Raw genomic sequence first — 25,964 nt, 5'->3', positions numbered from 1 at the left:
GCCTCAGCCATTAAAAAAGCCCGCCCGATCTGTATCGGGCGGGCTTTTTTATGCCTGGGGTTCAGCCAATCCGGTCAGGGATACTGCTGGTATTGCTGACCTTGCTGCTGATAGGGCTGCTGGTACTGCTGGTTCGGTTGCTGGTATTGCTGGCCCGGAATCGCCTTGAGGTTGACCTCGACCCGACGGTTCTGCGCACGGCCGTTGACATCGGCGTTGCTGGCGATCGGGTTGTCCGGACCGGCGCCACGAGCGGACAGGTTGGAACCGCTGACCCCCTGGGACGTCAGGTAGGTCGCTACGCTCTGGGCGCGACGCTGGGACAGATCCATGTTGTGCTGACGGCTGCCAGTGCTGTCGGTGTAGCCGACGATCTCGATCTGGTTCTGGTTGAACTCACGCAGGGAGTTGGCCAGGTTGTTCAGGGGCTGGTAGAAGCTGGGCGCGATATTCGCCGAGTCAGTGGCGAAGGTGATATTGCCCGGCATGATCAGCTTGATCTGATCGCCCTGGCGCTGCACTTCGACCCCGGTGTTAGCCATGCTGGCGCGCAGTTTTTTCTCCTGCTGGTCAGCGTAGTAGCCATAACCTGCCGCGGAAGCACCGACCACTGCAGCACCGATCAGGGCCCCCTTGCCACGGTTGTTGTGGTCGATGGCAGCACCAGCCAACGCACCGGCCAAGGCTCCCAGCCCACCGTACTTGGCGGTTTTACTCATGCCAGACGAGCCGCCGTCGGCCTGCCCCTGGTTGTCATAGGGGTTAGGCGAAGCGCAGCCGGACAACAAGGCCACAGCAGTAGCGACAACAATCAAACGACGTGAGGTGAACATGGAAAGCTCCTACATTTTGCATTCTGTGGTGCAGCGGACGTTGGCAATAGACCTTTGCCGGCGTTGGAACACGCAGAACGGCAAAAATTCCGTGAACCGACGGGCAAATAGTCAGGCTCGCACGAACGGGTTCTGACGCATCTCATCTCCCAGCCGGGTGTCTGGGCCGTGCCCGGCAACCACTGTGGCGTCTTCGTCGAGGGTATAGAGACGCTGCTTGATCGAACGCACCAGCGTGGCCTGGTCGCCACCCCACAAATCCGTGCGCCCGACCCCGCGCTTGAACAGCGTGTCGCCGGCAATCAGAAGCTTAGCCTCGGAAAACCAAAAGCTCATGGAACCTGGGGTATGCCCTGGAGTGTGCAAGGCCACACCGCAACCGCAGGCCAGCTCTTCGTCATCACCCAACCAGCGATCCGGGGACGGCACAGGGGTGTAGGGCACGCCGAACATGCTGCACTGCATCTCAAGGTTGTCCCAGAGAAACTGGTCGTCCTTGTGCAAGTGCAGGGTGGCGCCGGTCTTTTCCTTCATCTGCCCGGAGGCCAGGAAGTGATCCAGATGGGCATGGGTATGGATGATGCTCACCACCTTCAGGCCCAGTGCGTCCAGGCGCGCCATGATCAGGTCGGGGTTGCCGCCCGGATCGACGACTATGGCTTTCTTGGTCAGCGGGTCGCCAATGATGGTGCAGTTGCACTGCAGCGGGCCGACGGGGAAGGTTTCGCGGATGAGGCTGGGCTTGGCGGCGTCCATGGGAAGGCTCCAGAAAAATCGATGGGCCATTCTGTCACAGCTCGCCGCCACTGCTTACTCAGAACGCCAGTTGCAACGTCTCCTCGCCTTCCAGTGCCAACAGGAACTGCTTGGCCTCAAGACCGCCGGCGAAACCGGTGAGACTGCCCGAGGCGCCGATCACCCGGTGGCAGGGGGCGACGATCGAGATCGGATTACGCCCATTGGCCGCCCCTACCGCACGCACTGCAGTGGGATTGCCGATCTGTCGGGCGATCTGGCTGTAACTGCGGGTCTCGCCGAAAGGAATGGTCAGCAGGGCTTGCCAGACCTGGCGCTGGAACTCGGTGCCGACAAAGTCCAGCTCAAGCTCGAAACGCTCGCGGGTACCGGCAAAGTATTCGCGCAACTGGCGCTCGGTCTCCAGCAACAGCGGATGCTCCGCGGCTTCCTGCAGTGGGCCCAGGCGCACCCGGTTCTGCCGCTCGTGCTCCCACAGAATCGCCGCCAGCTTCGCTCCCCGGGCGACCAGGGTCAGTTGGCCAACCGGGGACGCCATTTTCTTGAATACGCAGGACATCGCAGTTCTCCTTCAATCCGCCAGGGAAATCAGGTCGGCAACCCTGGGGTTCGCCGCCTTCATCTCAGTACGCCTGCACTGTAGAACGAGATTTCAGCGCAAGAACCTCGTTTCTTGCGCTGGAACTCGAAGGCGGATCATTCTGGGCGCTGCCAGGCGGCGAGGCTAGTCGTCTTCGTCCACCAGGTAGCAATTGTCGCTGCTGCTAAGCCGGCCATGGGGGTCGACGATAAAGGCCCCCCGCCCCTGACCACACTCCAGCAAGTGCACCGGCGACAGCTCGCGCTGGCGGTCGATCTGGGCGTTGAAGCGCACGATATAGGCACCCAGGGAAATGGATACACACAGGATCAGCATCAGACACAGCACCAACTGGTCGGTGTAGCCGGCGCCGCTATCGTCAGACGATACCCGCGACATGCTCGGCCTCCGCCCGTTGCAGGTCATGCCCCAGCAGGAACAAGCTCAAGGGGCCGCCGTCCCCAAGGCGCACCATGGGTGCCCCGGACGGCAGGACGCAAGCCATCAGGCCGAGAAGAATCAACACCAGCAGGATGCCTTTGAGCACTGAAGACAGGTTCATGGCTGTGCCGCGCTCTGCAGTTAAGAAGAGCCTGAGCTTAGAGAGCGCCGGGTTAACAGCGGGTAAACATCAATGGAAAAGCCTCGGCTTCCGCTATCCTTCGGGCCATCGAGTGCCAAGGGTCCAAGGGGACGTTTCCGTGCATATTCACCTGCTGCTGGTCGAGGACAACCTTGACCTGGCCAATACCGTCATCGAATACCTGGAAATCGGCGGCATCGTCTGCGACCACGCCAGCAACGGCCAGACCGGCCTTAACCTGGCCCTGAGCCAGCATTACGACGTGATCCTCCTCGACATCATGCTGCCGCGGCTGGACGGCCAGCAGCTGTGCGAACAACTGCGCCAGAACGGCAGCCAGACCCCCATCCTCATGCTCACCTCGCTGGATGCCCTGTCGGACAAGCTCGCCAGCTTTGCCGCCGGTGCCGACGATTATCTGGTCAAGCCCTTCGAACTGGCCGAGCTGGTGGCCAGGATCCGTGCCCTGAGCCTGCGCCGCAGCGGCCAGGCCAGCCGCCTGCAGGTGGCCGACCTGGTAATGGAGCTGACCACCCGCAAGGTCAGCCGCGCCGGCCAGGAGCTGCACCTGTCGCCCATCTGCTGGACCCTGCTGGAATGCCTGATGCGCGCCAGCCCCGAGCCTGTCACCCGGGAACGCCTGGAGGCGACGATCTGGGGCGACGAGCCGCCCGACAGCAACACCCTCAAGGTGCATATGCACCGGCTGCGCAAGACTGTGGACAAGTCCTTCGACCAGCCCCTGATCCACACCCTTCCCGGTATTGGCATACAGCTGAGGTCACATGCGTAACGGCCTGAGTTTGAAATGGGTGATCAGCGGCAGCTTCCTGCTGCTGATTGCCGTGGTACTGCTGATCTACAGTCTGCTGCTGCCGGAATACAGCGTCCGCGGCCTGCTCTACACCGCCAGCGCGATGATGGAGGAAGAAGCCCAGTACTTCGCCAGGCACTACAACAAGGACCCCACGACCCCGCCGCCGCACAACTATTTCTATACCAGCGTCATCGGCAAGGAGGCGCTGCCCGAGAAGGTCCGCCAATTGCTGGACACGCCCCCGAGCCTGTCCTTCGGTGCAGTCCAGGTCTTTGGCGACCTGGATTCCGATGACGACGATGAAGGCCGGGCGATCCTTGCCCAACCCCTGGCGGACGGCAAGACCCTGTACATGTACGACGTCGACCATGACCAGGAAGAAGGCGGCGAAGTCGAGACGCCACTGTCCGACGCCTACCTGGACCGTGAACTGCACGGGGTGATTTTCATCAGCCTGGCGGTGTTCATACCGGCGCTGATCATCATTGCGCTGCTGGTCTGGTGGCTGGTGCGGCCCCTGGGCCGCCTGTCCCAGTGGTCCAGTACCCTCAAGGACCCCGACACGGTGGCCGGCGAACGGCCCAATTTCAGTTTCAAGGAATTCAATATGCTCGCCGACGCCCTGGCCCAGAGCATCCAACAGGTCCAGGCTGCCAGCCTGCGTGAAGGCCGGCTGCTGCGCTACACCAGCCATGAACTGCGTACCCCGCTGGCAGTGCTCAAGGCCAATATCGAGCTGCTGACCCTGCAATCCGGCGGCGCCCTGCCGCCGCCCCTGCAACGTATCGAACGCTCGGTGCTGAACATGCAGCGCATCGCCGAGACCTTGCTGTGGATGAGCCGCGAGCTGCCCGAAGCCCTGCCCGAGGAGCCCATCGACATGAGCGGGCTGGTCAACGAGCTGATCCAGGAGCAGCACTACCTGATCGGTACACGGGATATCGAACTGACCCTGGACATCAGCACCACGCCCTGCCGCCTGCCCCTGACCGCCTGCCGAATCGTGGTCGGCAATTTCCTGCGCAACGCCCTGCAATATGCCGATGACGGCACCATCGAGATCCACTTCGACTACCCGCGCCTGCGCATTCTCAACCGCATCCGCGAAGCCAAGCAGATCGAGCCTTCCAGCGACTACGGCTACGGCCTGGGCCTGGAACTGATGCGCCAGTTGTGTGCCCGCCTGGGCTGGCGCATCGACGTGCTGGTGGAGGAGCAACGCTTCAGCGTCACCCTGGACTTCGACGCCACCCCGACCGAAGAAGCCCCGCCCGCCGACCCCGGCGAGGAGAGTGCCTGAAGCCAAGCGAGGAAAAATGTGCTCGCAAGCGATGAAAAAACTGCCTTGGTCATGCCCTCCCTCCCGGCACTTGTGAGTATTGTTGCGGGACAAAAAACACGCCGGGGGAGCCTTGCCGGTGCGTAACTTGCTTGCATCAAGCGCACTGCATGCGCGGTGATGCATGCAAGTCCCGGGTCACCCTGACCCGGCCGCCCTTCCCCCGTGCCCGGGCAAAGAACGAGGTTCGCTGTGGCTGCCTACAATCTGCGTCAACTGAAGTACTTCATCACCACCGTCGAGTGCGGCAGCGTCGCCGAGGCATCACGCAAGCTGTACATTGCCCAGCCGTCGATCTCCACCGCCATCAAGGGCCTGGAGGACAGCTTCGGCGTGCAATTGCTGATTCGTCACCATGCCCTCGGCGTCTCCCTGACCCCCAGCGGGGCACGTTTCTACCGCAAGGCCCAGGAGCTGCTGCGCATGGCCAAGGAGTTCGAGCAGAACGCCCTGGCAGACAACGACGTGGTCGCCGGACAGATCGACATCGGCTGCTTCGAAACCGTGGCACCGCTGTACCTGCCACAGCTGATCGCCGGCTTCAGCGCGCTCTATCCCGGGGTGGAAATCCGCATCCGTGATGGCGAACAGCAGGAACTGGTACAGGGCCTGACCGGTGGCGCGTTCGATCTGGCGATCCTCTATGAGCATGACCTGGACGGCACCATCGAAACCGAGCCACTGATGCCGCCGCAACGGCCTTACGCCTTGCTGCCGGCCGGCCATCGCTATGCCAAGCAGCCCCAGGTATCGCTGCGCGACCTGTGCCTGGAGCCGATGATCCTGCTGGACGTGCAACCGAGCCGCACCTATTTCGTCAGCCTGTTCGAAGAATTGGGGCTGACGCCGCAGATTGCCTTCAGCTCACCGTCCATCGAGATGGTGCGCGGGATGGTCGGCCAGGGCTTCGGTTTCTCGATCCTGGTCACCCGCCCCCACTCGCCTTTTTCCTACGATGGCAAGCCGGTGGTGTGTGTCGACATTGTCGAGGACGTCACAGGTTCAGGCCTGGTGGCCGCCTGGCTCAAACGTGGCCAACTGACCAAGCCGGCGCGGTTGTTCGCCGACTACTGCAAGGAGCACCTGGCCCGCTAGCCCCGGCAGCCAGTGGCGCAGCGCCTACCCCAGCAACCCCAGCTCCTGGGCCCGGGCCACGGCCTGGGTCCGGCGCTCTACCCCCAGCTTGCTGTTGATATGGCTGGCATGGGTCTTCACCGTATGCAACGAGATGAACAGGCGCTCGCTGATTTCCTGGTTGGAGCAGCCCTGGGCGATCAACTGCAACACTGAAAGCTCCCGGGAGCTCAAGGACTCGTTATGGGCCACGATCTCCTGAGGTTCACGCGATGCTGCCGGCAACCGCTCCAGCAACGCCTGGGTCAGGGCTGTCGATACGCCCTGCTGCAACTGCTCACGCATCCAGCCGGGATGGCCATGGAGCAATGCCATGAACGGCTGCACCGCGCCTCCAACCCCGGCCTCCAGAGCCTGGGCCAGGTCCTGGCGGGCCTGCGGACCGCGACCGGCCGCCAGCAACAGTGCGGCTTTCTGGGTCAGGGCCATGACGCTCAGCAACTGCCGGCCGCTTTGCTGGCCATGCTCGACCAACCGATTCAAGCGCTGCTCCGCCCGGCTCAGGTCGCCCTTGATGCTTTCAAGCTGGGCTTGCTGCAATTCAATGTGCAACGGCAGTTGCGGGTGGAACTCCGGTGGCGCCGCCGCCTGTTCGCCGGTGTAGGTCTGGCCCAGGCGGGCCAGCCAGGCTTCGGCCAGATCGGTACGCCCCTGGGCCAGCCACAGCTCGCATTTCACCAGGGTGATCATTGCCAGGTAATAGATCGGTGGCACGTCCCAGATGTGCATCAAGCGCTCGGCTTCCGCCAGCTCGGCGAAGGCTCGGGAGAACTCGCCACCCAGGCCTTCCTGCTTGGCGATCACGCAGTGACCGATCAGCACGCTGATATCGCGACAGGCCCGGGCCTCCACCAGACCGGCCTGCAAGCGCACCAGACCGGCCTCGGGCTGGGCGCGCAGGGTCAGCAGATAACCGTCATACAGGGTCAGCCGGGCCCGCACCGCATACAACCGCTGGGCCGACAGGCCCTGCAGGCGCCGCAGCCCCTGGTGTACCTCCTCCTGCGCCCGCAGCACTTCGCCGCGGGCCTGCAGGACCCGGGCACGGTCGTAGTGGGCCAGGGCTTCGAACAACGGATTGCCGACCCGTTGCGCCAGCTCCAGGGATTCGCGATTGAGGCTGCGGGCCCGCCACAGATCGGCATCGGTAATGGCCAGGTTGGACAAGGTCGACAGGCACATCAGGCGCTGCCCATAACGTTTGGGCGGCAGGCTTTCCAGGGCCTCGCTGCAATAGGCCAGGGTGTTTTCCCGCTGGCCGCGGCCACGGGCGATGATTCCGCTCAGGGCCAGCCATTGCGCCAACATCGACTTCTGCGCCGTGGCCGAAGGGGCCGGCAGGAAACGACTCAGGTGATTGGCCAGTTCCTCCGCCGCATCCAGCTGGCAGGCCAGGCCCAGGGCCCAGCTGTAGAGCACGATCAGCCGCGGCGTGCTGATCAGCAGGCTGTCGGGCAGGTCCATCTTCCAGCGCAGCAGCATGCCGACGTTCTGTTCCGCCAGCAGTTGCTCTTCGGACAGGTTCTGCACCAGGTTGGCCGCCACGTCCAGGTGCCCGGCGCGCAGCGCTTGCTCCACCGCCTCGTCGAGCAGCCCCTGGGCGTTGAACCAGCGGCAGGCGCGCAGGTGCAGGCTGGCCGCTGGCACCAGGGCATTGGCCGTGGGCCGGGTGCGCAGCAGGTCGGAAAACAGGTGGTGATAACGATACCAATGGCCGTGTTCATCCAGGGGCACCAGGAATACCTGGTGGGCCTGGAGGAAACCCAGGATCTCGGCGCTGTCATGGGCTTCGCGCAGGGCATCGCACAGCTCGGCGCAAAACCGCTCCTGGGGCGCCGTGTCATACAGGAATGACTGCACTTCGGCGGGCAGGCAGTCGATGACCTCTTCCAGCAGGTAGTCGCGGATCAGCCCTTCCCCGCCATGCAGGCCCTGGGGTAGCGCGCCCCCGGCTCCCGCCTCGGATGCCGCCAGCAACCAGAAACGCAGCCCGGCCACCCAGCCTTCGCTGCGCTGAATCAGGTTTTCCAGGGCTTCGCCGCGCAGCGAACTGCTGTGCCGGTCGAGCAGGCTCAGGGATTCGTCGTGGGTCAGGCGCAAATCCTGCTCGTGCAGCTCCAGCAGTTGCCGGGACAACCGCAGCCGCGCCAGGTGCCAGTCCGGGCGTTGGCGGCTGGTGACCAGCACCAGCAAGCCATCGGGCAGGTGATTGAGAAAAAACTGCAGGCAACGATCGAGGACCGGCCCCTGGGCCAGGTGATAGTCGTCCAGCACCAGCAATAACGGACTGGCACCGGTCAATTGCACCGCCAGCTCATCCAGCAGGCCGTCCAGCCACTCTTCAAAGGCGAAGGGCTGGTGGCGCTGACGCATTTTCAACAGGCCCAGGGACTGCCGTCCCAATTGGGGAAAGTACTGCTGCAGACCGGCCAACAGGCGCTCGAGGAAGCGCCCGGGATCGCTGTCCCGGCGGCTCAACCCCAGCCACAGGCTCTGCCAGTTATCCGGCAGGCCCTGGCAAAACTCCACGGCCAGCGAGCTCTTGCCAAACCCGGCAGGCGCACAGACCAGCAGCAATCGCCCCTTCAACCCGGCGCTCAGACGCTCGCAAAGACGCGGCCGCTGCACGTATCCATCGGGCAGGGGGGGTCGATAAAAACGTCCCTCCAGAGCGGGGATCACCGCGCTGGCAGGCCGTTGCAGGGGGGACAGGTCAGTCATGGCCAACTCTTATTGATGTACGGTTGTCGGCGTAGCAGATGTCCGCAGACTAGCGGTAAAAGGCCACCTGTTGAAGATTTTTGCGACCATTCGGGTGAAAAAGACTATGAGCAAATTGGTCAGATAACTCTGAATGATTAAAAGATATTTCGTTTATTTATTGATTAAGTGGCTAATTAGCTTCGAGAAAGCTGCCTGTACCTGGATGGATTCCAAGGCCGGGCCCTCAGGCAAAAAAAAGCCCCGAACCAGGTCGGGGCTTTTTCCGAGGATGCGGCCTCTATTTGCAGCGGCTCAGCGAACCCCGTCCTGACGCAGGGCGGCTGGGGTGAAATCGCTGGTGGTGGCGGTGAAACCGAAGTCGTAGGCCTGTTTCTCTTCGTTCTTCATGCCCAGGGCCAGGTAGCGACCGGACTGCAGGTCGTAGAGGGTTTCCAGGGCGTACCACGGCACTTGCTTGTCGTAGTAGTTCTCGGCGTGAGCCTCGGCCACGCGCCACAGCTGGCCACGACCGTCGTAGTGGTCGATCACCGCGGCCTGCCAGGTGTCTTCGTCGATGTAGAAGTCACGCTTGGCGTAGATATGGCGCTGGCCTTCCTTCAAGGTTGCCACCACATGCCAGACCCGGCGCAGCTCATAGCGAGCCAGGTCCTGGTTGATGTGGCCGGCCTTGATGATGTCGGCGTACTTCAGGGTCGGCGAGTCGAGCTTGTAGCTGTCGGAAGCGATGTACATCTCCTTCTTGCCTTCCAGCTTCCAGTCGTAGCGATCCGGCGCACCGTTGTACATGTCCAGGTTGTCGGAAGTACGCAGGCCGTCGGCAGCGGTACCCGGACCGTCATAGGACACTTGCGGGGCGCGGCGTACGCGGCGCTGGCCAGCGTTGTAGACCCAGGCCGAACGCGGCTCCTTCACTTGGTCGAGGGTTTCGTGCACCAGCAGCACGCCACCGGCCAGGCGCGCCGGCGCGGTCACTTTCTGCTTGAAGTAGAACAGGATGTTGCCCGGGTTTTTCGGATCGTAGTCCTTCATCTTGTCGCGGAACACGAACTGGTCCTGGAAGTACACCAGGCTGTAGGAGCCGTTGGCCTGTGGCGTGGCCTGGGTCACCAGGCGGGTCACACTGCCACCGCGATAGCGGGTGATGTGGTTCCAGATGACTTCCACGCCGCTTTTCGGGATCGGGAACGGAATCGCGGTTTCGAAGTTCTCCAGGCCGTTGCCGCCGGACACCAGGTTGGTGCTGGTGGCGTTGCGCTTGATCGCGGCGAACACGTCAGCCGGCACGGTGGCCCCGCGATGGGACGGGTAGACCGGCATCTTGAAGGTTTCCGGGTAGCGCTTGAACATCGCGTACTGCCCCGGCGCCAGCTTGTCCTTGTACTGCTCGACGTTCTGCGCGGTGATGGTGAACAGCGGCTGCTCGCTGCCGTAGGGGTTGGACAGGAAACCCTTGCTGTCCACGGTGCCAGCATTGGTCGCCAGTGGCTTCCAGGCCGGAATGGTGCCGGCGGCATTGCCGGCCATTTCCGCGCCCATCGGCGTCAGGCTGGTACCCAGCTTGGCGGCTTCATCGGCCGAGACCGCGGCCATGACCCCGGTGGCCAGCAGTGACAGTCCCAGCACACCGACGTGCAACAGACTCTTGGTGATTTTCATATTGTTGTTCTTCCTGAAAATGCAGTGTGCTTAGAAGTTCACGCCAACGCTCAAGGCGAGGAAGTCCCGGTCATCCACGGTGCTGTAGTCGCCACCGAAGAAGTTGGTGTAGGCCAGGCTCGCGGTGTAGGTGTTCTGGTACTCGGCATCCAGCCCCAGGCTGATGGCCTTGCGGCCTTCTTCGAAGTTGCCGCCAGGACCTGGCGAGTAACCCTTGACGTCATGGGACCAGGCCACGTTCGGCTTGAGGTTCACACCAGCGAACACATCCGGGTATTCCCAGATGGCACGGCCGCGGTAGCCCCAGGAGGTGGCGGTGGTGAAGCCATCGTTGTTGCAGTTGGCGCTCAGATTGCTGGCGTCTGCACCAGGACCTGCACCGGCAATGGTGGTGGAGTTAAGCGCACGACAGGTGTTTTGCCCGCCGGTGGCTGGCAAGGCGCCAGGACCAAACACCGGATCACGTCCATAGCGGACATCCGACTTGCTCTCAAGGCCTCCGACGTGGGTAACCCCCACCTCACCCACCAGCGTCAGACGGCTGGCGCCCATGACCTGATCGAAGAAGTGCGTGAAGGTGGTCTGGAACTGAGTGATTTCCTTGCGGCGATAGCCATTGAGGTCCTGCCCCGCTACACCTTCAAGCAGCGAGGCGTTGGTGTATGCCCCCTTCAGAGGTCGAACGGCGGAATAGAGAATATCGGTAGAGTTGAGTTGTACAGGCGCATTCGGCCGGTAGCTGATTTCACCGCTCCACGCCGTCCCCGTAGGCAGGGTGGTGGAGAAACTCAAGCCATACAGGCGAATGTCTTCTGGATACTCAACGAAGTACTTCGAATTACCGGCGATCCATACCGGCGCCAAAGTGCCGAAGCCAGGAGCAATGGCGTAAGCCGACTGTGGCGCAGCCGTGGCACTGAAAATCGGCGCCCGGCTGTGATAGTTCATGAAGTAGGCGCCGAACTCGGTGTCCAGCGGCTCGAAGTTGTAGTGGAACGCCGCACCGAACTGGCCGCTGTCACGGGCATCGCGGTCGCCACTGCGACGCACCAGCGTGCCTTCTTCGTTGACGTCGACGCCACGAGCCTGCATCGCGGCCAGGGCCGCGCGCCCCGGCGCCGTGGCGGCGATGGTCGAACGCTTGGCCAGCAGTCGCAGGTTGTCGTCACAGCCATCGGAAATGTTGTCCGGCTGCGAGAAGAAGGTGCCGCAGTTATCGGTAACGGTCTGGTCCCATTCCAACTGGTAGAAGGCTTCGGCCGACAGGTTCTCGGTCAGGTTCTGGGAGATGTAGAACATGTTGACCGGGATCAGGCCTTCCTTGATCTCGGCGCCAGGACGGCGGAACGCCGACACATCGATGGGGTTGATCGAGTTGATACCGCCACCGATGAAGGTACTTTCGCCCCAGCTCACCACCTGCTTACCGAAACGCACGGAGCCCGGCTCATCGGCAATGGAATAGTTGTGATAGATGAAGGCATCGAGAATCTGCCCGCCGGAAGACTTGGCGCCCTCTTTACGGTTGTCGTTGCTGACGTTCTTGAAGTCCAGGTCTTCGTCCTGGAGCTTGAAGTCATACCAGTACTTGCCACGGACAAACACACCGGTATCGCCGTACTTCAATTCCAGGTCATGGATACCCTTGAAGATCTTCGAGAAGGTCTGGCCCTTGTTGAAGTTCAAGTGGCCGTCATCGGTGGTCTGGGACAGGCCCTTGCCGCCGTTGTTGACCCCGATCAGGTCCTTGTTGCGCCCGGCGGTCGACCAGCTGGCCCCCACCGACAGGGACGAATCGAAGCTGCCTTCGATTTCACCGATGTTGAAGCTGACGCCGAATGCCGGCCCGGCGAGCGTGGAGGCGAGACCGACGGCCAGGGGCAGTTTCGCCCGGCGCCAGAACTGGTTTGCTGATGTCATCGACGCTACTCCATGTGCATTATTGTTATGGCAGTACGCTTTTCTGAAAACGCTTCGAATACCGGTTGAATGAACACTTGTCCCGGCTCCGAAGTTGCGTGGCGCGAGCACCCCACAATGCTCCGTCGTTCAGAAAAATCCGTGAACGGACTATATCCAGCAGGGATTACTGCTTGATCCCTCTAAAGTGTGATTTGCAGCCACCCACCGCACTGGAACAGCCCTTTGCCATAACCTTTGAAAAACGGCGCGGCAAGAATGACTGAAAAATCCGTGAGTACAAGGCAAAGGCTTGCCGGGTGGGCGTGCCGTGCCCGAGCGGGCACGGCCGGGGACGCTCAGAGCGTGGAGAGGAAGGTGCTGTTGCTGGCTTGCCACTCGCTGATGTCGACGCGGATGCGCTTCTTGTCGAGCTTGCCAACGCTGGTCTTGGGAATTTCAGTAACAAGGGCGATCTGACTGGGAATCGCCCACTTGCTCAGGTGGCCCAGCTCGACGAAGGGCTTGAGGTGTTCCTTGAGCTCGCGGGCGCCAATCTCATGGCCCTCGCGGATGACCAGCAGGGCGAATGGGCGTTCGCCCCACTGCGGATCGGCGATGCCCACCACTGCTACTTCACGTACCGCCACGTGGCGGCTGATGAGGTCCTCCAGGTCCAGGGAGGAGATCCACTCGCCACCGGTCTTGATCACGTCCTTGATCCGGTCGCGGATGTCGATCACCCCCATGCTGTCCAGGGTTGCCACGTCACCGGTATGCAGCCAGCCGCCTTCCCAGAGCTCGGCGCCTTTTTGCGGCTCGTTGAAATAACCTTCGCTCAGCCAGGGCGCCCGCAGCACCAGCTCGCCCTGGGCCTCGCCGTCCGCCGGGAGGAAGTTGCCTTCGGCATCGATGATCGCCGCCTCCACCAGCGGCCCCGGTACCCCGGCCTTGATGCGGTAGGTGGTGCGCTCGTCCTCGCTGCCCGCCATCAGTTCATCGTTCAGGTGCGCACAGGACACCAGCGGTCCGGTTTCCGACATGCCGTAGGCAGCCGTCAGCTGGATGCCCTTGGCCTTGGCCGCCTCGTACAGCGCGCGGTTCAGCGCACTGCCGCCGATGACGATCTTCCAGCCGCCGAAATCCGTACCCTGGGCCGCCTTGGCATTGAGCACCATCTGCAGGATGGTCGGCACGCAGTGAGAGAAGGTGACCTTCTCCCGGCGCCACAGCTCCACCAGGTACTCCGGGTCGTAGCGCCCGGGATAGACCTGCTTGAGCCCGAGCATGGTGGCCACGTACGGCAAGCCCCAGGCGTGCACGTGGAACATCGGGGTGATGGGCATGTACACATCGTTGGTGCCCAGCAGGCGCACGCTGTCGATGGCCCCCATGATGGTGGACACCCCCAGGGTGTGCAGCACCAGCTGGCGGTGGGTGAAGTACACGCCCTTGGGGTTGCCGGTGGTGCCGGTGGTGTAGAAGGTGGTGGCCACCGAATTCTCGTCGAAATCCTCGAACGCGTACTGGGGGCTGGCGGCGGCGAGCAAGGTCTCGTACTCGCCCACCAGGTTCGGCAACTCGGCGGTTTTCTCCGGGGCATCGGTGAGCAGCAGGGTTTTCTCCACCGTGGTCAGGTGCCCGGCAATCGCCTGGTACAGGCCGACGAACTCGCTGTTGACCAGCACGAAGCGGTCCTCGGCATGGTTCATGGTGTAGAGAATCTGCTCCGGCGACAGACGCACGTTAATGGTGTGGATCACCGCACCGATCATCGGGATGGCAAACATGCACTCCAGGTAGCGATGGCTGTCCCAGTCCATGACCGCCACGGTGTCCCCCGCCTTGACCCCGGCCGCGGTCAGCACATTGGCCAGGCGCGCCACCCGCTCGATCAGGGTCGGATAGGTGTAGCGCAACTGGTCACGGTAGATGATCTCGCGGGTTTTTTCGTAGCGGGTGCCGGACATCAGCAAGCGCTTGATCAGAAGTGGGTATTGGTAGGCGCCTTCGGCGGGGGGAATAACGCGAGTCTGCAACATAAGAATCCCTTTTCTGACGGCTCGGTCGTGACTGGAGGATAACCACTCTAGAGCTCCTGCGCGCCCGCTAAATCAGCCAAAGGAATGATTTGCAGGGCCCTACAAATACTAGCTTCAGGCCAGTATTGTTACGGCCCTGCACGATCTCAGGCGCTTTGCCCCACTGCCGCTTCTGCGGGGGTGCGGGGAAAAGCCAGCGCCGCGGCAAACGTCAGCGCCGCGACCCCTGCCAGGACCAGGTACAGGCCGCTCAGGCCCTGACGCGGTTCCACCAGAGCAATCAGCGGAATCGCCGTGGCACTGGCACCGAACGACAGGCAGTAACGCAAGGCGAAGACTCGCGACTGCCACTGGGGCGCAACGAAGTTGGCGACCATGGCATCGTTCACCGTGACCTGGCCGAACACCACGAACATGAAGGCCGCACCCAGGAAGATCAAGCCCCAACCCTGGCTGTCGGCCATCGCCAGCAGCAACGGGGCCTGGAGCAGGGTCAAAATGATGAACGGCCACTTCAGGCTGAAGCGGTGCAATACCCGGCCGATCAACAACTGCGCCACTGCGCCGAAGGCATAGGCCAGGCTGACCACCACCCCCAGGGTCTGCGGCGAGGTGAACAATTCATGCAGGCGTTCCTGGAACAGCTTCGGGTAAGTCATGGTGGTGGCGTTGAAGACCACCCCGCCAGTGGCTGTGGCCAGGGCCAGCACGCCGAACACCAGGAACATGGAGATCTGCTGCCCGCCCTTGCCCTTGAGCGGCACATGGGCGCGTGCGGGGGCAGGCTCGTCACGCACCTGCAAGGCAAAGCCGACACCCAGAAGGATGGCCACGCTCCCCGGCAGGATGAACGCCGAGCGCCAGCCGAACTGCGCCACCAGCAAGCCGGTAATCAAGGCCGAGAAGGCCACGCCGAGGTTGCCCCACATACCGTTGATGCCGATCTCGCGCCCGCGATTCTGCGCATAGGCCACCAGCATCGCGGTGCCGACCGGATGATAGATAGCGGCGAATATTCCCATCAGGGTCAGCCCGATCACCAGCATGCTCGGGCTATTACTGAGCCCGGTGAGGATCGAGGCGCCACCGATGCCGAAGAAGAACAGCAGCATCATCTGCCGCCGACTCCAGTGATCCCCCAGCCAGCCGGCCGGTAGCGAACAGGCGCCAAAGGCGATGAAACCGCCCAGGGACAGACCGATCAGCCCGGCATAGTCCAGGCCAAAGGCCTGGGTCATGCCCAGCATGGCAGCGGGAAAGATCAGCATGAACATGTGATCGATGACATGGGCGGCGTTGACGTAGCGGATGACGTTTCGGGCTTGATTCATGGCGACACACCGGGGGTTGGTTGTTGTGCCGCCTATGCTAATTTGGCAATCCACCGTATTTCTGACAACAAAGTCATTGGACCGGACATGTTAATCGACCACTTCCACCATGGGCCGGTCAGCGCCTATCCCCGGGACTACCCCGACGCCGCGCATCAACCATTGCACCGCCATCGCGAGGCGCAGTTTCTCTACGCCGCCTGCGGCACCATGCGCCTGGTCACCGCCCAGGGCGCCTGGGTGATCCCACCGAGCCGGGCGGTGTGGATCCCGCCACTGGTGGAGCATGAAATCTTCATGGTCGGCGAGGTGCGCATGCGCTCTCTGTTCATCGACCCGGAGCTGTCAGCGCCCGCATTGCGCCAATGCTGCGTCCTGGCGGTCACACCGCTGCTGCGGGAGTTGATCCTGCGTGCCGTGCAAGGTCCGGAACAAGCGGAAAACCCCTTGATCCAGCAATTGATGCTGGAAGAAATCGCCGCCCTGGAAAACCTTCCGCTGCACATTCCCATGCCCCAGGACCGGCGCTTGCAAGCCATCTGCCGGACCCTGATACAGACCCCGGATCACCCCCACACCCTGGAAGACTGGGCGCAGCAGGTCGGCGCCAGTTCACGAACCCTGGCGCGGCTGTTCCAGCAGCAGGTGCAGATGAATTTCAATGCCTGGCGCCAGCAGGTGCGCCTGATGGAAGCCCTGCCACGCCTGCTCGCCGGGGAAAGCGTGCACAGCGTGGCCGACTCGCTGGGATACGGCAGCGCCCGGGCCTTCAGCGCGATGTTCTGCCGTTTGCTCGGGGATACGCCACGGCATTACGTGGCGGCCCTGAATCAGCTCAGCGCAATCAATGCATCTCGGTGAAGGCCAGCTTCACGCCGATGGCGATCAGTACTGCGCCCATGGTGCGGTCGAACCAGTGGCCCATGCGGGCAAAGCCGGCACGAACCCGCTGCTGGCTGAAGAGCATGGCCACCAGGCAGAACCAGACAGCGGTGGCCACCGCCAGATACACGCCATACCCGGCCTGGATCGCCAGCGGCGTATGCGGGTTGATCACCACGGTGAACAGCGAGAGAAAGAACAGCGTCGCCTTGGGGTTCAGGCCATTGGTGACAAAGCCTGAAGTGAAGGCCCCACGCGCAGTGCGGACCCCGGCCTCCTTGTGCAAGTCGTCGGCCGCCGGTTTGGCCGGCTGGGCACGCAGGGCCTTGTAGCCGATGTACAGCAGGTAGGCCGCAGCCAGCCACTTCAGTGCGTTGAACAGGACGATGGACTGGGAAACGATCAGGCCGATCCCCAGCAGCGAGTAACCCACGTGCAGGAAGATTGCGCAGCCCACACCCAGCGCGGTCCAGGTGCCGGCTCGACGGCCGTGGGTCACGCTTTCACGCACCACCACGGCGAAGTCCGGGCCGGGGCTGGCCACTGCCAGAAGATGGATGAGGGCAACGGTCAAGAACTCGGTGAAGTACATGCAGGCTCCTGTGTATGTCTAATTATTTCATCTGTTAGGCTCGGCAGATTACGCCTTAGAACCCTCGTGCAAAAGGTACAGTTCATGACTAACAATCGCCGCGCCGTCTTCCTCGATCACAGCTCACTGGACCTCGGTGACCTGGACCTGGGTGCGCTGCATGACAGCTTCAGCCCTCTGCAAGTACATGCCCACACAGCGCCGGAACAGGTCGCCCAACGCCTGCAGGGCGCCCGGGTGGCCATCAGCAACAAGGTGGCACTGACAGCCGAAACCCTGGCCGCCTGCCCCGACCTGCAACTGATCCTGGTGGCCGCCACCGGCACCAACAATGTCGACCTGGCCGCAGCCCGCAAGCTGGGGATTACCGTCAGCAACTGCCAGGGCTACGGCACTCCCTCGGTGGCCCAGCACACCCTGATGCTGCTGCTCAACCTGGCCACCCGGGTCGCCGATTACCAGCAGGCCGTGGCTGCCGGGCGCTGGCAACAGGCCAGTCAGTTCTGCCTGCTGGACTACCCGATCATCGAACTGGCGGGCAAGACCCTGGGCCTGCTGGGCAATGGCGAACTGGGCAGCGCGGTGGCCCGCCTGGCCGAAGCCTTTGGCATGCGTGTGGTGCTGGGGCAGATTCCAGGCCGCCCGACCCGCCCGGACCGCCTGCCGCTGGAGGAACTGCTGCCGCAAGTGGACGCCCTGACCTTGCACTGCCCCCTCAACGAGCACACCCGCCACTTTATCGGTGCCCGGGAACTGGCCCTGCTCAAGCCCGGAGCCCTGGTGGTCAACACCGCCCGCGGCGGGCTGATCGATGAACAGGCCCTGGCCGATGCATTGCGCAATGGTCACCTGGGTGGTGCGGCCACCGATGTGCTCAGCGTCGAACCCCCGGTGGTTGGCAACCCCCTGCTGGCCGGCGACATTCCGCGCCTGATCGTCACTCCACACAACGCCTGGGGCAGCCGCGAGGCCCGCCAGCGAATCGTCGGTCAATTGACGCAAAACGCCCACGCCTTCTTCAGCGGCGCCCCGCTGCGGGTCGTGAGTTGATAAACTTCGCCACTTTTTTCGGGGGCGGATCATGGATACACGCAGTGAAGTACTGTTGCGTCAGGCTGAATTGTTTCAAGGCTCACTGCTGCTGGCCGGCCTGGCCGCCGACGATCTGCTGGGCCGACTGCCCAATGCCCGGGGCTGGAGCTGGCACGCCGGCGACCAGGCAGCCCTGGAGGCGCGCTTTCCCGGCCGCAGTCACTTTGGCGTAGACGCACCGGTCGAATCCTTCGACAGCGCCGTGCTGTTCCTGCCCAAATCCAAGGACCTCACCGACTACCTGCTCAACGCCCTGGCCTCGCGCCTGGCCGGGCGCGAACTGTACCTGGTGGGCGAGAAGCGCAGCGGCGTGGAGAGTGCGGCCAAGCAACTCAACCCTTTCGGCAAGCCACGCAAGCTCGATAGCGCCCGGCACTGCCAGCTGTGGCAGGTCACGGTGGCCAATGCTCCCGAACCGCTCACCCTGCAGAGCCTGGCCCAGGAGTACGAACTGCCGCTGGCCGAAGGCCCGCTGAAAGTCATCAGCCTGCCGGGGGTGTTCAGCCATGGCCGGCTGGATCGCGGCACCGCGCTGCTGCTGGAGCACCTGGACCACCTGCCCGCCGGCCACCTGCTGGACTTCGGCTGCGGTGCCGGAGTGCTCGGGGCCACCGTGAAACGCCGCTACCCGGACAGCCGCGTGACCCTGCTGGATGTGGACGCCTTCGCCGCCGCCAGCAGCCGCCTGACCCTGGCGGCCAACGGCCTGGAAGCCGAGGTGCTGACCGGTGACGGAATCGACGCCGCGCCCATGGGGCTGAACGGCATTCTGACCAATCCGCCCTTCCATACCGGGGTCCATACCGACTACCAGGCAACGGAAAACCTGCTGCGAAAAGCAGCCAAACATCTGCAAAAAGGTGGAGAACTGCGAGTAGTTGCCAACAGCTTCCTGCGCTACCAGCCGCTGATCGAAGAGCACCTGGGGCCCTGTGCGATCAAGGCCGAAGGCCAGGGCTTTCGCATTTATCGGGCCAAGCGTGGCTGAAATCCTTTTTCGCAAACAAGGCTTGCCGAAAGGGTTTTGCCTAGGCAGAATCCGCTCCGTCCTAGGGGAGTAGTCTCCCACGAGCGCCACGCTCGTCCGGCATGCGTCAACATACTTGGTCAACAGACCATGGCGCATGCGACCCAAGAGTCCGCACAGACGGACCGCAGGGTTTGACAAGACCTATGACACGCACACCTTACCCGGGGCGGGAAGGCTGTACGTGTCATAGCCGTGTCGACCCGCCCCTTAGGAAAACCCTGATGATGCTGGACTCCCTGCTCGTTCCCACCGCAATCGTTGCCTTGGCCGAAATCGGCGACAAGACGCAACTGCTTGCCCTGATTCTTGCCGCGCGCTTTCGCAAACCCTGGCCGATCATCGCCGGCATCGTTGCCGCGACCCTGGCCAACCATGCGGCGGCCGGTGCGGTAGGCGCCTGGTTCGGCAGCTTCTTCTCGGACTCGACCCTGCACTGGATCCTCGCCGCCAGCTTCACCGCCACCGCGCTGTGGACCCTGGTTCCGGACAAGATGGACGACGACGAAGCCAATACTGCACGCAAGTTCGGCCCATTCCTGACCACCCTGATCGCCTTCTTCCTGGCAGAAATCGGTGACAAGACCCAGGTCGCCACCGTCATGCTGGCGGCGCAGTACCCGGATCTGTGGCTGGTGATCATTGGTACCACCCTGGGCATGCTGATTGCCAACGTACCGGTGGTCCTGGCAGGCAACTTCGCCGCAGACAAGCTGCCCCTGACCCTGATCCGTCGCCTGGCGGCGTCGGCCTTCTTCATCCTCGCCGTGGTGGCGGTGTACAAGGCCATGCAGATCAGCGGCTGGGTATAAACGAAATCGCCGGCAAGCTGGCCCCTACGCAACCCGTAGGAGCCGGCTTGCCGGCGATGGCATCATCGACAATGACGCGAAGGGATCAGGACTTCTTGGCGGCCTGATACAGCGGCATCACCTTGGGAATCGCCGCCTGCAAGGAAGCGATACGGCTGGTGGAAGCCGGGTGAGTGCTCATGAACTCGGGCGGCGCGGAGCCACCGGCAGCCTGGCCCATCTTGTTCCACAGGCTGATGGCCGCATTCGGGTTGTAACCGGCACGGGCGGCCAGTTCCAGGCCGATCAGGTCCGCTTCGTTTTCATTCTCGCGGCTGTTGGGCAGGGTCATCAGCAGGTTCACCCCGTTGTCGCCCAGGGCTACGGTTTCCTGCGGAACGCCGAACAAGGTGGCGATCTGCTTGCCGGCACCGACCGCGTACTGCTTGGACATGGCTTCGCGACCGTGCTCGCGCAGGGCGTGGGCAATTTCATGGCCCATGACCGCGGCGATTTCATCGTCGGTGAGTTTGAGCTTCTCGATCAGCCCGGAGTAGAAAATGATCTTGCCGCCAGGACCGCAGTTGGCGTTGAGCTCGTCGCTCTTGATCAGGTTGACTTCCCATTTCCACTGCGCGCAGTCGGGGCGGAAAGTCGGCGCCTGGGCAATCAGGCGGTTGGCAATGACCTGCAGGCGCTTGGCGTTGGCGCTGGTCTTGTCCAGTACGCCCTGGCTGCTGGCTTCACCCAGAGTCTGCTGATAGGACTGGGCATAGGACTGGTTCACTTCAGCGCTGGAAACCATGCTGAACATGGATTGCTTGCGATCCACACCGACCACGCCACCGCTGGTGGTATTGACCGTTTCACAACCGCTGAGCAGTACTGCGGCACTCAATGCACATACGACCAATGACTTCTTCATCATGAAACCTCCCTGAAAACGTGGCGCGTATCCTAAGGGCGGAAATGTATCCGCGCCAGATGTAAAAACAGCAATCGGTCGCATTTCAGATACATATCTGCCTCGCAGGAGAAAATTCATTCCTCCCGCAAATCCCGCCCGGGTTACCCCCACAGCTTGCCAAGAACGACATCAAGCTCCCTGAAACAGTCATTTTTCCGTGTAAGGCTAATGGCCAGCGCTGCAGCGGCCGATACAGATCGGCAGACCTAAATTCCTGCGCCCGGAGCCTCTATGAAGTTCAAGTCGATCCAGTTTTCCGTCGCCGCCCTGGCCGGCGCCATCGTTCTCAGCGTGGTTGCAGCCCTGGTGCTGTACGCCCTGTTCTCCGGGGCCAGGACCCAGCAGATGGTGCAAGACCGTACCCAGGCCCAGTTCGAACAGGTCATCGAACAACGCCTGAGCGGCCTGGCGCAGACCCAGGTCAGCCAGATCCAGCGCGAACTGGAAGCGCCCCTTCTGATCGCCGGCGGCCTGGTGCGGGTCAATGCGCTGATGGGCACCCAGGACTCGCAAGGCCATGCCGGGCTGAGCCTGAGCCGTGAACAACTGATTGCCCTGATCAAGGAAAACGTCACCCAGAACCCGAAGATCCTCGGTGCGTACATTGGCTGGGAACCCGGTGCCATCGACCATGACGACGCGGCCTACGTAGGCACCTCGGTGGTGGGTATCGATGCAGCAAACGGCCGCTTCCTGCCCTGGTGGTTCCGCAATGAAGACGGCAGCCTGGGCCTGGACAAACTGGCCGACGTCAATGATCGGACCCTGCTTTCCACCGGCGTGCGCGCCAGCGAGTACTACCTCTGCTCCCAGGACAGCCTAAAGCCTTGCGCCATCGACCCCGCTCCCTACAAGGTCGGCGACAAGGTGGTGATGCTGGCCTCCTTTATTCAGCCGATCCTGCTCAACGGCAAGTTCCTGGGCATCGTGGGTGCCGACCTGTCAGTGAACTTCATCCAGGACATGCTGGTGGGCGCCAACCAGAAGCTCTACGGCGGCGCCGGGCACATGGCCCTGATCGGCGGTAACGGTCGCCTGGTCGCCTATACCAAGGACTCGAGCAAGTTCGGTGAAAAAGTCAGCGACGTGCTCAGCAGTGATGCACTGACCAAGCTGTCCAGCCTCAAGCGCGGCGAAGTGACCTACGACGTCGACCAGGCCAACGGCACCATCAGCCTGTACCTGCCCTTCGGCATCGGCCAGACCGATGCGCACTGGACCCTGATGCTGCAACTGCCGCTGAGCGCGGTGATGGCCGACCTCGACAAACTGCAAGGTGACCTGGCCGAACAACGCAAGGCCGACACCTTCGGCATGGCCATGGTCGGGCTGGTGATTGCCGGCCTCGGCTTGCTGGTGATCTGGCTGGTGGGCCACGGCATTGCCCGGCCGCTGCGGCAGATGGTGGCAATGCTCGACGACATCGCTCAGGGCGAAGGCGACCTGACCCGACGCCTGACCAGCGATCGCGCTGACGAACTGGGCTCCATCGCCAAAGGCTTCAACACCTTTTTGGCCAAGCTGCAGGCGATGATCAGCCAAGTGGTGACCTCGGTTCAGAGCGTCAGCGATTCCTCGGAACACACCGCAGACATCGCCATTCGCACCAACCAGGGCGTGCACAAGCAAATGGTTGAAATCGATCAGGTAGCCACCGCGGTGCACGAAATGACCGCCACCGCCCAGGACGTCGCGCGCAATGCCACCCAGGCCGCGCAAGCCGCCAGCCACGCCGACCAGGCCGCGAGCCAGGGCATGCAGATCGTGCGCGACACCTCCAGCGCCATCGGCGCCCTGGCCGAGGAAATCGGCCGTGCGGTGGGCGTGGTGCAGACCCTGGCCAAGGACAGCGAGAACATCAACGCCATCCTCATCGCCATTCGCGGGATTGCCGAGCAGACCAACCTGCTGGCGCTTAACGCGGCAATCGAGGCGGCGCGGGCCGGCGAGCAAGGCAGGGGCTTTGCGGTGGTTGCCGACGAGGTGCGCAACCTGGCGCAGAAAACCCAGCAGGCCACCGAAGAAATCCAGTCGATGATCCAGCAACTGCAACAGGGCACCCGGGAAGTGGTACGGGTGATGGAGGACAGCCAGCACAAGACCGACCAGAGTGTGGAACACGCGGCCAAGGCGGCCCAGGCCCTGGAAACCATCACCCAGGCGGTGTCGGTGATCAACGACATGAACACCCAGATCGCCAGCGCCGCCGAGGAGCAGAGCGCGGTGGCCGAGGACATCAACCGCAATGTGATCAATATCGGCCAGGTGGCCAATGAAGTGGCGGGCGGCGCCGATGAGTCCAGTGCGGCCAGCGCCGGGCTGACCAAGCTCGCCGAACAGCAACGACGCCTGATCAACCAGTTCAAAGTCTAATCACGGACCTGCAGGAGCCGGCTTGCCGGCGAAAGCGATCCTGGCTTGGACAGCAAACCAGGGGGCCTCTTCGCTGGCAAGCCAGCTCCTGCAGTTGATGCTTCAGGCGGGGGTCAGGCACTCGGGGCCGTTGAGCTTGGGGTCATTGACCAGGTTGGCCAGGATCCGCTCGCGCAGGGCTGCCGGCGGGCTGGCCAGCAAGGCTTGCAGGGCATGCAAGGGGGTCTCGGGATCGAGCCAGGCTTGCTGGCCGGCGGCATCGAGGATCAGCGGGCGACGCAGATTGGAAGCCGCCTGGGTTACCACTGCAGTGCTCAGCCAGACCTGCTCCTGCACCGGGTAGGCCTCCCATATCGCGGCAAAAAAGATCGACGAACCTTCCCCCGGCGTCAGCCAGTAGGGGCGCTTGCGGGTGCCGCCGCGCCATTCGTAGAAACCATTGGCCGGCAGCAGGCAGCGCCGCTCGCGAAAGGCCTGGCGAAACATCGGCTGCTCCGCCAGGGTTTCCGCCCGCGCATGGGCGGGCGTCCGGGAAAGGTCCGTGAGCCACGGCGGTGTCAGCCCCCAGCGGGCCCGGGCCAGGGTGCGCTGGCCATTTTCCGCGCGCTGGATCAGCACCGAATCATTGGGCGAGATGTTCCACTGCGCCTTCTGGTCGGCGGGAAATCCCGGCAAGGCGGCAAACGCGGGGTTCCAGCGAAACAGGGCATAACGTCCACACATGGGGCAATACAACTCTCGGCAAATCGGCGCTCAGCCTAACAGACCAGCACCCCGGCAAAATTGTCCGGTTCATCAAAGGGCAACGGCAGGGCCGCATTGTACGCAGCGATCAGCTCTCGCGCCTGTTGCGCCTGGTGGTTTTCCACCGACAGCCCCAGCAGCCCGAACAGCGGCAGCTCCCCTGCCCCGCCCAACAGATCGCGCCCCTGCAGATGGGCCTCGATCCCCTCGCTGGCCAGCATGCACTGGAGCAACTCGCCTTCCAGCAGGTTTTCCGGCTCGTAGATGCGCTGCATAAGGGCCACTCCCCATTCAGTCGTTTTCACTGTGAACGTCGAGCATCCATTCCCGACCGTCGGTTTGCAGGGTGAATACAATGGGCCGGCAGCACACCGGGCAGTCTTCGATATAGGTCTGGTCGCCGCCAGACAGGTCCAGCACCGCCTCTGCCTGTTCACCACAGTAAGGGCACTGATAATGGTCGGTTTCCAGCATCGCCGTCTCCAGAGTGACTTATGCGTATAATCGCCGGTCTATTTGCAGGGCTTTTTTTGTTTGAGCTGAATTTTCAGACCGTGCCCGGCTTTTTTTCGATCCGAACCTTTTCTTACCCTAGCCGTTTCTAACAAGAGAGCATGATGGGCGAATTCGATGCCATCCGACCTTACCACGACAGCGAAGTACCAGCGGTGCTGGCCCGGCTGCTCGGTGACAAGGCGTTTCTAGATATCCTCACCCACTTTCGCTTCCCGCGTTTTGCCAAGACTTTCGGCTGGCTGCTCAAACCCCTGATCGCTCACCGCCTGCGCCGTGAGTTTGCCGGGGTCACTTCGGTGGCCACCCTGCAGGACAAGGTCGAATTCTACGTCGACCACACCATCGAGCGGGCCACCGACGGCGTGACCTACACCGGCGTCGAGCAGTTCAAGTCGGGCACCGCCTATGTGTTCCTGGCCAACCACCGCGACATCGTCATGGACCCGGCCTTCGTCAACTACGCGGTGTACCACGCCGGCCTGCCGACGCCACGCATCGCCATTGGCGACAACCTGCTGCAGAAGCCGTTTGTCAGCGACCTGATGCGCCTGAACAAGAGTTTCATCGTGCACCGTTCCATCAGCGGTCGCCGGGAAAAGCTCGCGGCCTACCAGCTGCTGTCGGCCTATATCAACCATTCGATCCGCAACGACGGCCAGTCGATCTGGATCGCCCAGGCCGAGGGCCGGGCCAAGGATGGCGACGATCGCACCGAGTCGGCGATCCTCAAGATGTTCCACATGAGCCGCAAGGACGAGCCGTTCGGCGAGGTCATCCAGTCGTTGAACCTGACACCGGTGTCCATCAGCTACGAATACGACCCCTGCGACCAGGCCAAGGCCCGCGAGCTGTACATCCGCGCCACCACCGGCACCTATACCAAGGCACCAGGCGAGGATGACGTGAGCATCGCCAAGGGCATCACCGGCTATAAAGGCCGGGTCCACGTGAACTTCGCCGCGCCCATCAGCGAATCCTTCGAGGACACCAAGCAACTGGCCATGGAAATGGACCGGCAGATCCTCGGCGGCTACCGCCTGTTCCCGGTGCACTACCTGGCCTATGCCCAGTGGAGCGATGCCGATCCACAACTGCAGGTGCCAACGGCCGCCGAGGTCTTCCCGGCCCAGGAGCTGGCCAAGGCCGAACAGGAATGGCAGCGCCGGCTGGATGCCTGCCCGGCAGAACACCGGCCGTACCTGGTACTGCAATACGCCAATCCGGTGCGCAACCAGTATCGGGTCAAGGCCGGTCTGGCGCTGTAACGGCCGGACTGGAAAGCACAA

The 25,964-nt window shown here is 62.8% G+C and carries 24 protein-coding genes, 1 pseudogene and 1 riboswitch; of the genes and pseudogenes, 10 read left to right on the top strand and 15 right to left on the bottom strand.

Annotated features, from left to right (window positions below; all coding sequences use genetic code 11):
* Positions 1-74: 74 nt before the first annotated feature.
* The 5 genes from F6S12_RS06625 to F6S12_RS06605 form a co-directional block, all read right to left on the bottom strand.
* Positions 75-833 (bottom strand): OmpA family lipoprotein, encoded by a 759-nt coding sequence (locus F6S12_RS06625; protein ID WP_011063337.1) that lies wholly within the window; start codon positions 831-833, stop codon positions 75-77.
* A gap of 111 nt (positions 834-944) precedes the next feature.
* Positions 945-1,589 (bottom strand): MBL fold metallo-hydrolase, encoded by a 645-nt coding sequence (locus F6S12_RS06620; protein WP_015636939.1) that lies wholly within the window; start codon positions 1,587-1,589, stop codon positions 945-947.
* 58 nt (positions 1,590-1,647) lie between these two features.
* Positions 1,648-2,148, bottom strand: coding sequence for a methylated-DNA--[protein]-cysteine S-methyltransferase (locus F6S12_RS06615; RefSeq protein ID WP_011063355.1), 501 nt, complete (start codon positions 2,146-2,148; stop codon positions 1,648-1,650).
* 165 nt (positions 2,149-2,313) lie between these two features.
* The gene (locus tag F6S12_RS06610; protein WP_011063356.1) at positions 2,314-2,568 is read right to left on the bottom strand and encodes a hypothetical protein; all 255 of its coding nucleotides are present in this window, start codon (positions 2,566-2,568) and stop codon (positions 2,314-2,316) included.
* Positions 2,549-2,731 (bottom strand): hypothetical protein, encoded by a 183-nt coding sequence (locus F6S12_RS06605; protein WP_011063357.1) that lies wholly within the window; start codon positions 2,729-2,731, stop codon positions 2,549-2,551. The genes F6S12_RS06610 and F6S12_RS06605 overlap by 20 nt, the downstream gene beginning before the upstream one ends.
* 139 nt (positions 2,732-2,870) lie before the next feature.
* Here F6S12_RS06605 and F6S12_RS06600 point away from each other — a divergent pair, with 139 nt between their 5' ends.
* From F6S12_RS06600 to F6S12_RS06590, 3 genes are all read left to right on the top strand, one after another.
* Positions 2,871-3,545, top strand: coding sequence for a response regulator transcription factor (locus tag F6S12_RS06600; RefSeq protein ID WP_011063358.1), 675 nt, complete (start codon positions 2,871-2,873; stop codon positions 3,543-3,545).
* On the top strand, positions 3,538-4,869 hold the full coding sequence (locus F6S12_RS06595) for a sensor histidine kinase (protein WP_015636943.1): 1,332 nt from the start codon (positions 3,538-3,540) through the stop codon (positions 4,867-4,869). The genes F6S12_RS06600 and F6S12_RS06595 overlap by 8 nt, the downstream gene beginning before the upstream one ends.
* Positions 4,870-5,100: 231 nt before the next feature.
* Positions 5,101-6,003 carry a LysR family transcriptional regulator gene (locus F6S12_RS06590; RefSeq protein WP_011063360.1) on the top strand — a complete coding sequence of 301 codons (903 nt, stop codon included), beginning with the start codon at positions 5,101-5,103 and terminating at the stop codon, positions 6,001-6,003.
* Between the two features lie 24 nt (positions 6,004-6,027).
* On the opposite strand, the gene F6S12_RS06585 is transcribed toward F6S12_RS06590, so the two are convergent.
* From F6S12_RS06585 to F6S12_RS06565, 5 genes are all read right to left on the bottom strand, one after another.
* Positions 6,028-8,763: a LuxR C-terminal-related transcriptional regulator gene (locus F6S12_RS06585; protein ID WP_161466638.1), complete on the bottom strand. Its 2,736-nt coding sequence runs from the start codon at positions 8,761-8,763 to the stop codon at positions 6,028-6,030.
* Between the two features lie 294 nt (positions 8,764-9,057).
* Positions 9,058-10,422 carry a DUF1329 domain-containing protein gene (locus tag F6S12_RS06580; protein WP_011063362.1) on the bottom strand — a complete coding sequence of 455 codons (1,365 nt, stop codon included), beginning with the start codon at positions 10,420-10,422 and terminating at the stop codon, positions 9,058-9,060.
* A gap of 30 nt (positions 10,423-10,452) precedes the next feature.
* Positions 10,453-12,342, bottom strand: coding sequence for a DUF1302 domain-containing protein (locus F6S12_RS06575; protein ID WP_125062170.1), 1,890 nt, complete (start codon positions 12,340-12,342; stop codon positions 10,453-10,455).
* A gap of 338 nt (positions 12,343-12,680) precedes the next feature.
* On the bottom strand, positions 12,681-14,363 hold the full coding sequence (locus tag F6S12_RS06570) for a fatty acid--CoA ligase (protein ID WP_019093006.1): 1,683 nt from the start codon (positions 14,361-14,363) through the stop codon (positions 12,681-12,683).
* 146 nt (positions 14,364-14,509) lie between these two features.
* Positions 14,510-15,694: an MFS transporter gene (locus F6S12_RS06565; RefSeq protein ID WP_315868795.1), complete on the bottom strand. Its 1,185-nt coding sequence runs from the start codon at positions 15,692-15,694 to the stop codon at positions 14,510-14,512.
* An 87-nt stretch (positions 15,695-15,781) separates the two neighbouring features.
* Here F6S12_RS06565 and F6S12_RS06560 point away from each other — a divergent pair, with 87 nt between their 5' ends.
* The gene (locus F6S12_RS06560) at positions 15,782-16,555 is read left to right on the top strand and encodes an AraC family transcriptional regulator (RefSeq protein WP_041119820.1); all 774 of its coding nucleotides are present in this window, start codon (positions 15,782-15,784) and stop codon (positions 16,553-16,555) included.
* Here F6S12_RS06560 and F6S12_RS06555 read toward each other — a convergent pair.
* Entirely contained in the window at positions 16,539-17,168 is a 630-nt protein-coding gene (locus F6S12_RS06555) for a LysE family translocator (protein ID WP_011063367.1), read from the bottom strand. The two genes, F6S12_RS06560 and F6S12_RS06555, sit on opposite strands and share 17 nt — an antisense overlap.
* 84 nt (positions 17,169-17,252) lie before the next feature.
* Between F6S12_RS06555 and F6S12_RS06550 the strand changes: the two genes are divergently transcribed.
* The 3 genes from F6S12_RS06550 (at position 17,253) to F6S12_RS06540 (ending at position 20,099) form a co-directional block, all read left to right on the top strand.
* The gene (locus tag F6S12_RS06550; protein WP_315868794.1) at positions 17,253-18,218 is read left to right on the top strand and encodes a 2-hydroxyacid dehydrogenase; all 966 of its coding nucleotides are present in this window, start codon (positions 17,253-17,255) and stop codon (positions 18,216-18,218) included.
* Between the two features lie 31 nt (positions 18,219-18,249).
* Positions 18,250-19,248 carry a class I SAM-dependent methyltransferase gene (locus tag F6S12_RS06545; RefSeq protein WP_125062172.1) on the top strand — a complete coding sequence of 333 codons (999 nt, stop codon included), beginning with the start codon at positions 18,250-18,252 and terminating at the stop codon, positions 19,246-19,248.
* A 52-nt stretch (positions 19,249-19,300) separates the two neighbouring features.
* A riboswitch (yybP-ykoY riboswitch) is annotated at positions 19,301-19,422 on the top strand.
* Positions 19,423-19,514: 92 nt separating this feature from the next.
* Positions 19,515-20,099 carry a TMEM165/GDT1 family protein gene (locus F6S12_RS06540; RefSeq protein ID WP_011063370.1) on the top strand — a complete coding sequence of 195 codons (585 nt, stop codon included), beginning with the start codon at positions 19,515-19,517 and terminating at the stop codon, positions 20,097-20,099.
* An 85-nt stretch (positions 20,100-20,184) separates the two neighbouring features.
* Here the strand turns inward: F6S12_RS06540 and F6S12_RS06535 are convergent, their stop codons facing one another.
* Positions 20,185-21,003: a M48 family metallopeptidase gene (locus tag F6S12_RS06535; RefSeq protein ID WP_011063371.1), complete on the bottom strand. Its 819-nt coding sequence runs from the start codon at positions 21,001-21,003 to the stop codon at positions 20,185-20,187.
* Between the two features lie 273 nt (positions 21,004-21,276).
* Between F6S12_RS06535 and F6S12_RS33740 the strand changes: the two are divergent.
* A pseudogene (locus tag F6S12_RS33740) lies at positions 21,277-22,563 on the top strand (HAMP domain-containing protein); the annotation flags it as partial.
* Positions 22,564-22,575: 12 nt separating this feature from the next.
* A complete protein-coding gene (locus F6S12_RS33735; RefSeq protein WP_371261320.1) occupies positions 22,576-23,418 on the top strand; it encodes a methyl-accepting chemotaxis protein in 843 nt (280 codons plus the stop codon).
* 102 nt (positions 23,419-23,520) lie between these two features.
* On the opposite strand, the gene F6S12_RS06525 is transcribed toward F6S12_RS33735, so the two are convergent.
* Genes F6S12_RS06525 through F6S12_RS06515 form a run of 3 tightly spaced genes read right to left on the bottom strand, consistent with a single transcriptional unit; the run spans position 23,521 to position 24,636 of the window.
* A complete protein-coding gene (locus F6S12_RS06525) occupies positions 23,521-24,141 on the bottom strand; it encodes an SOS response-associated peptidase (protein WP_161466642.1) in 621 nt (206 codons plus the stop codon).
* A gap of 35 nt (positions 24,142-24,176) precedes the next feature.
* Positions 24,177-24,437, bottom strand: a complete 261-nt coding sequence (locus F6S12_RS06520) for a putative signal transducing protein (RefSeq protein WP_011063374.1) — start codon at positions 24,435-24,437, stop codon at positions 24,177-24,179.
* Positions 24,438-24,453: 16 nt separating this feature from the next.
* Positions 24,454-24,636, bottom strand: coding sequence for a CPXCG motif-containing cysteine-rich protein (locus F6S12_RS06515; RefSeq protein WP_011063375.1), 183 nt, complete (start codon positions 24,634-24,636; stop codon positions 24,454-24,456).
* A 140-nt stretch (positions 24,637-24,776) separates the two neighbouring features.
* Between F6S12_RS06515 and F6S12_RS06510 the strand changes: the two genes are divergently transcribed.
* A complete protein-coding gene (locus tag F6S12_RS06510; protein WP_015636954.1) occupies positions 24,777-25,943 on the top strand; it encodes a 1-acyl-sn-glycerol-3-phosphate acyltransferase in 1,167 nt (388 codons plus the stop codon).
* Positions 25,944-25,964: the final 21 nt, after the last annotated feature.

It is taken from the genome of Pseudomonas sp. JV245A, from assembly GCF_032424515.1.
Classification (GTDB): Bacteria; Pseudomonadota; Gammaproteobacteria; order Pseudomonadales; family Pseudomonadaceae; genus Aquipseudomonas; species Aquipseudomonas protegens.
The sequence above is the reverse complement of the archived record's forward strand: the minus strand, read 5'-3'. Positions and strand labels throughout refer to the sequence as shown.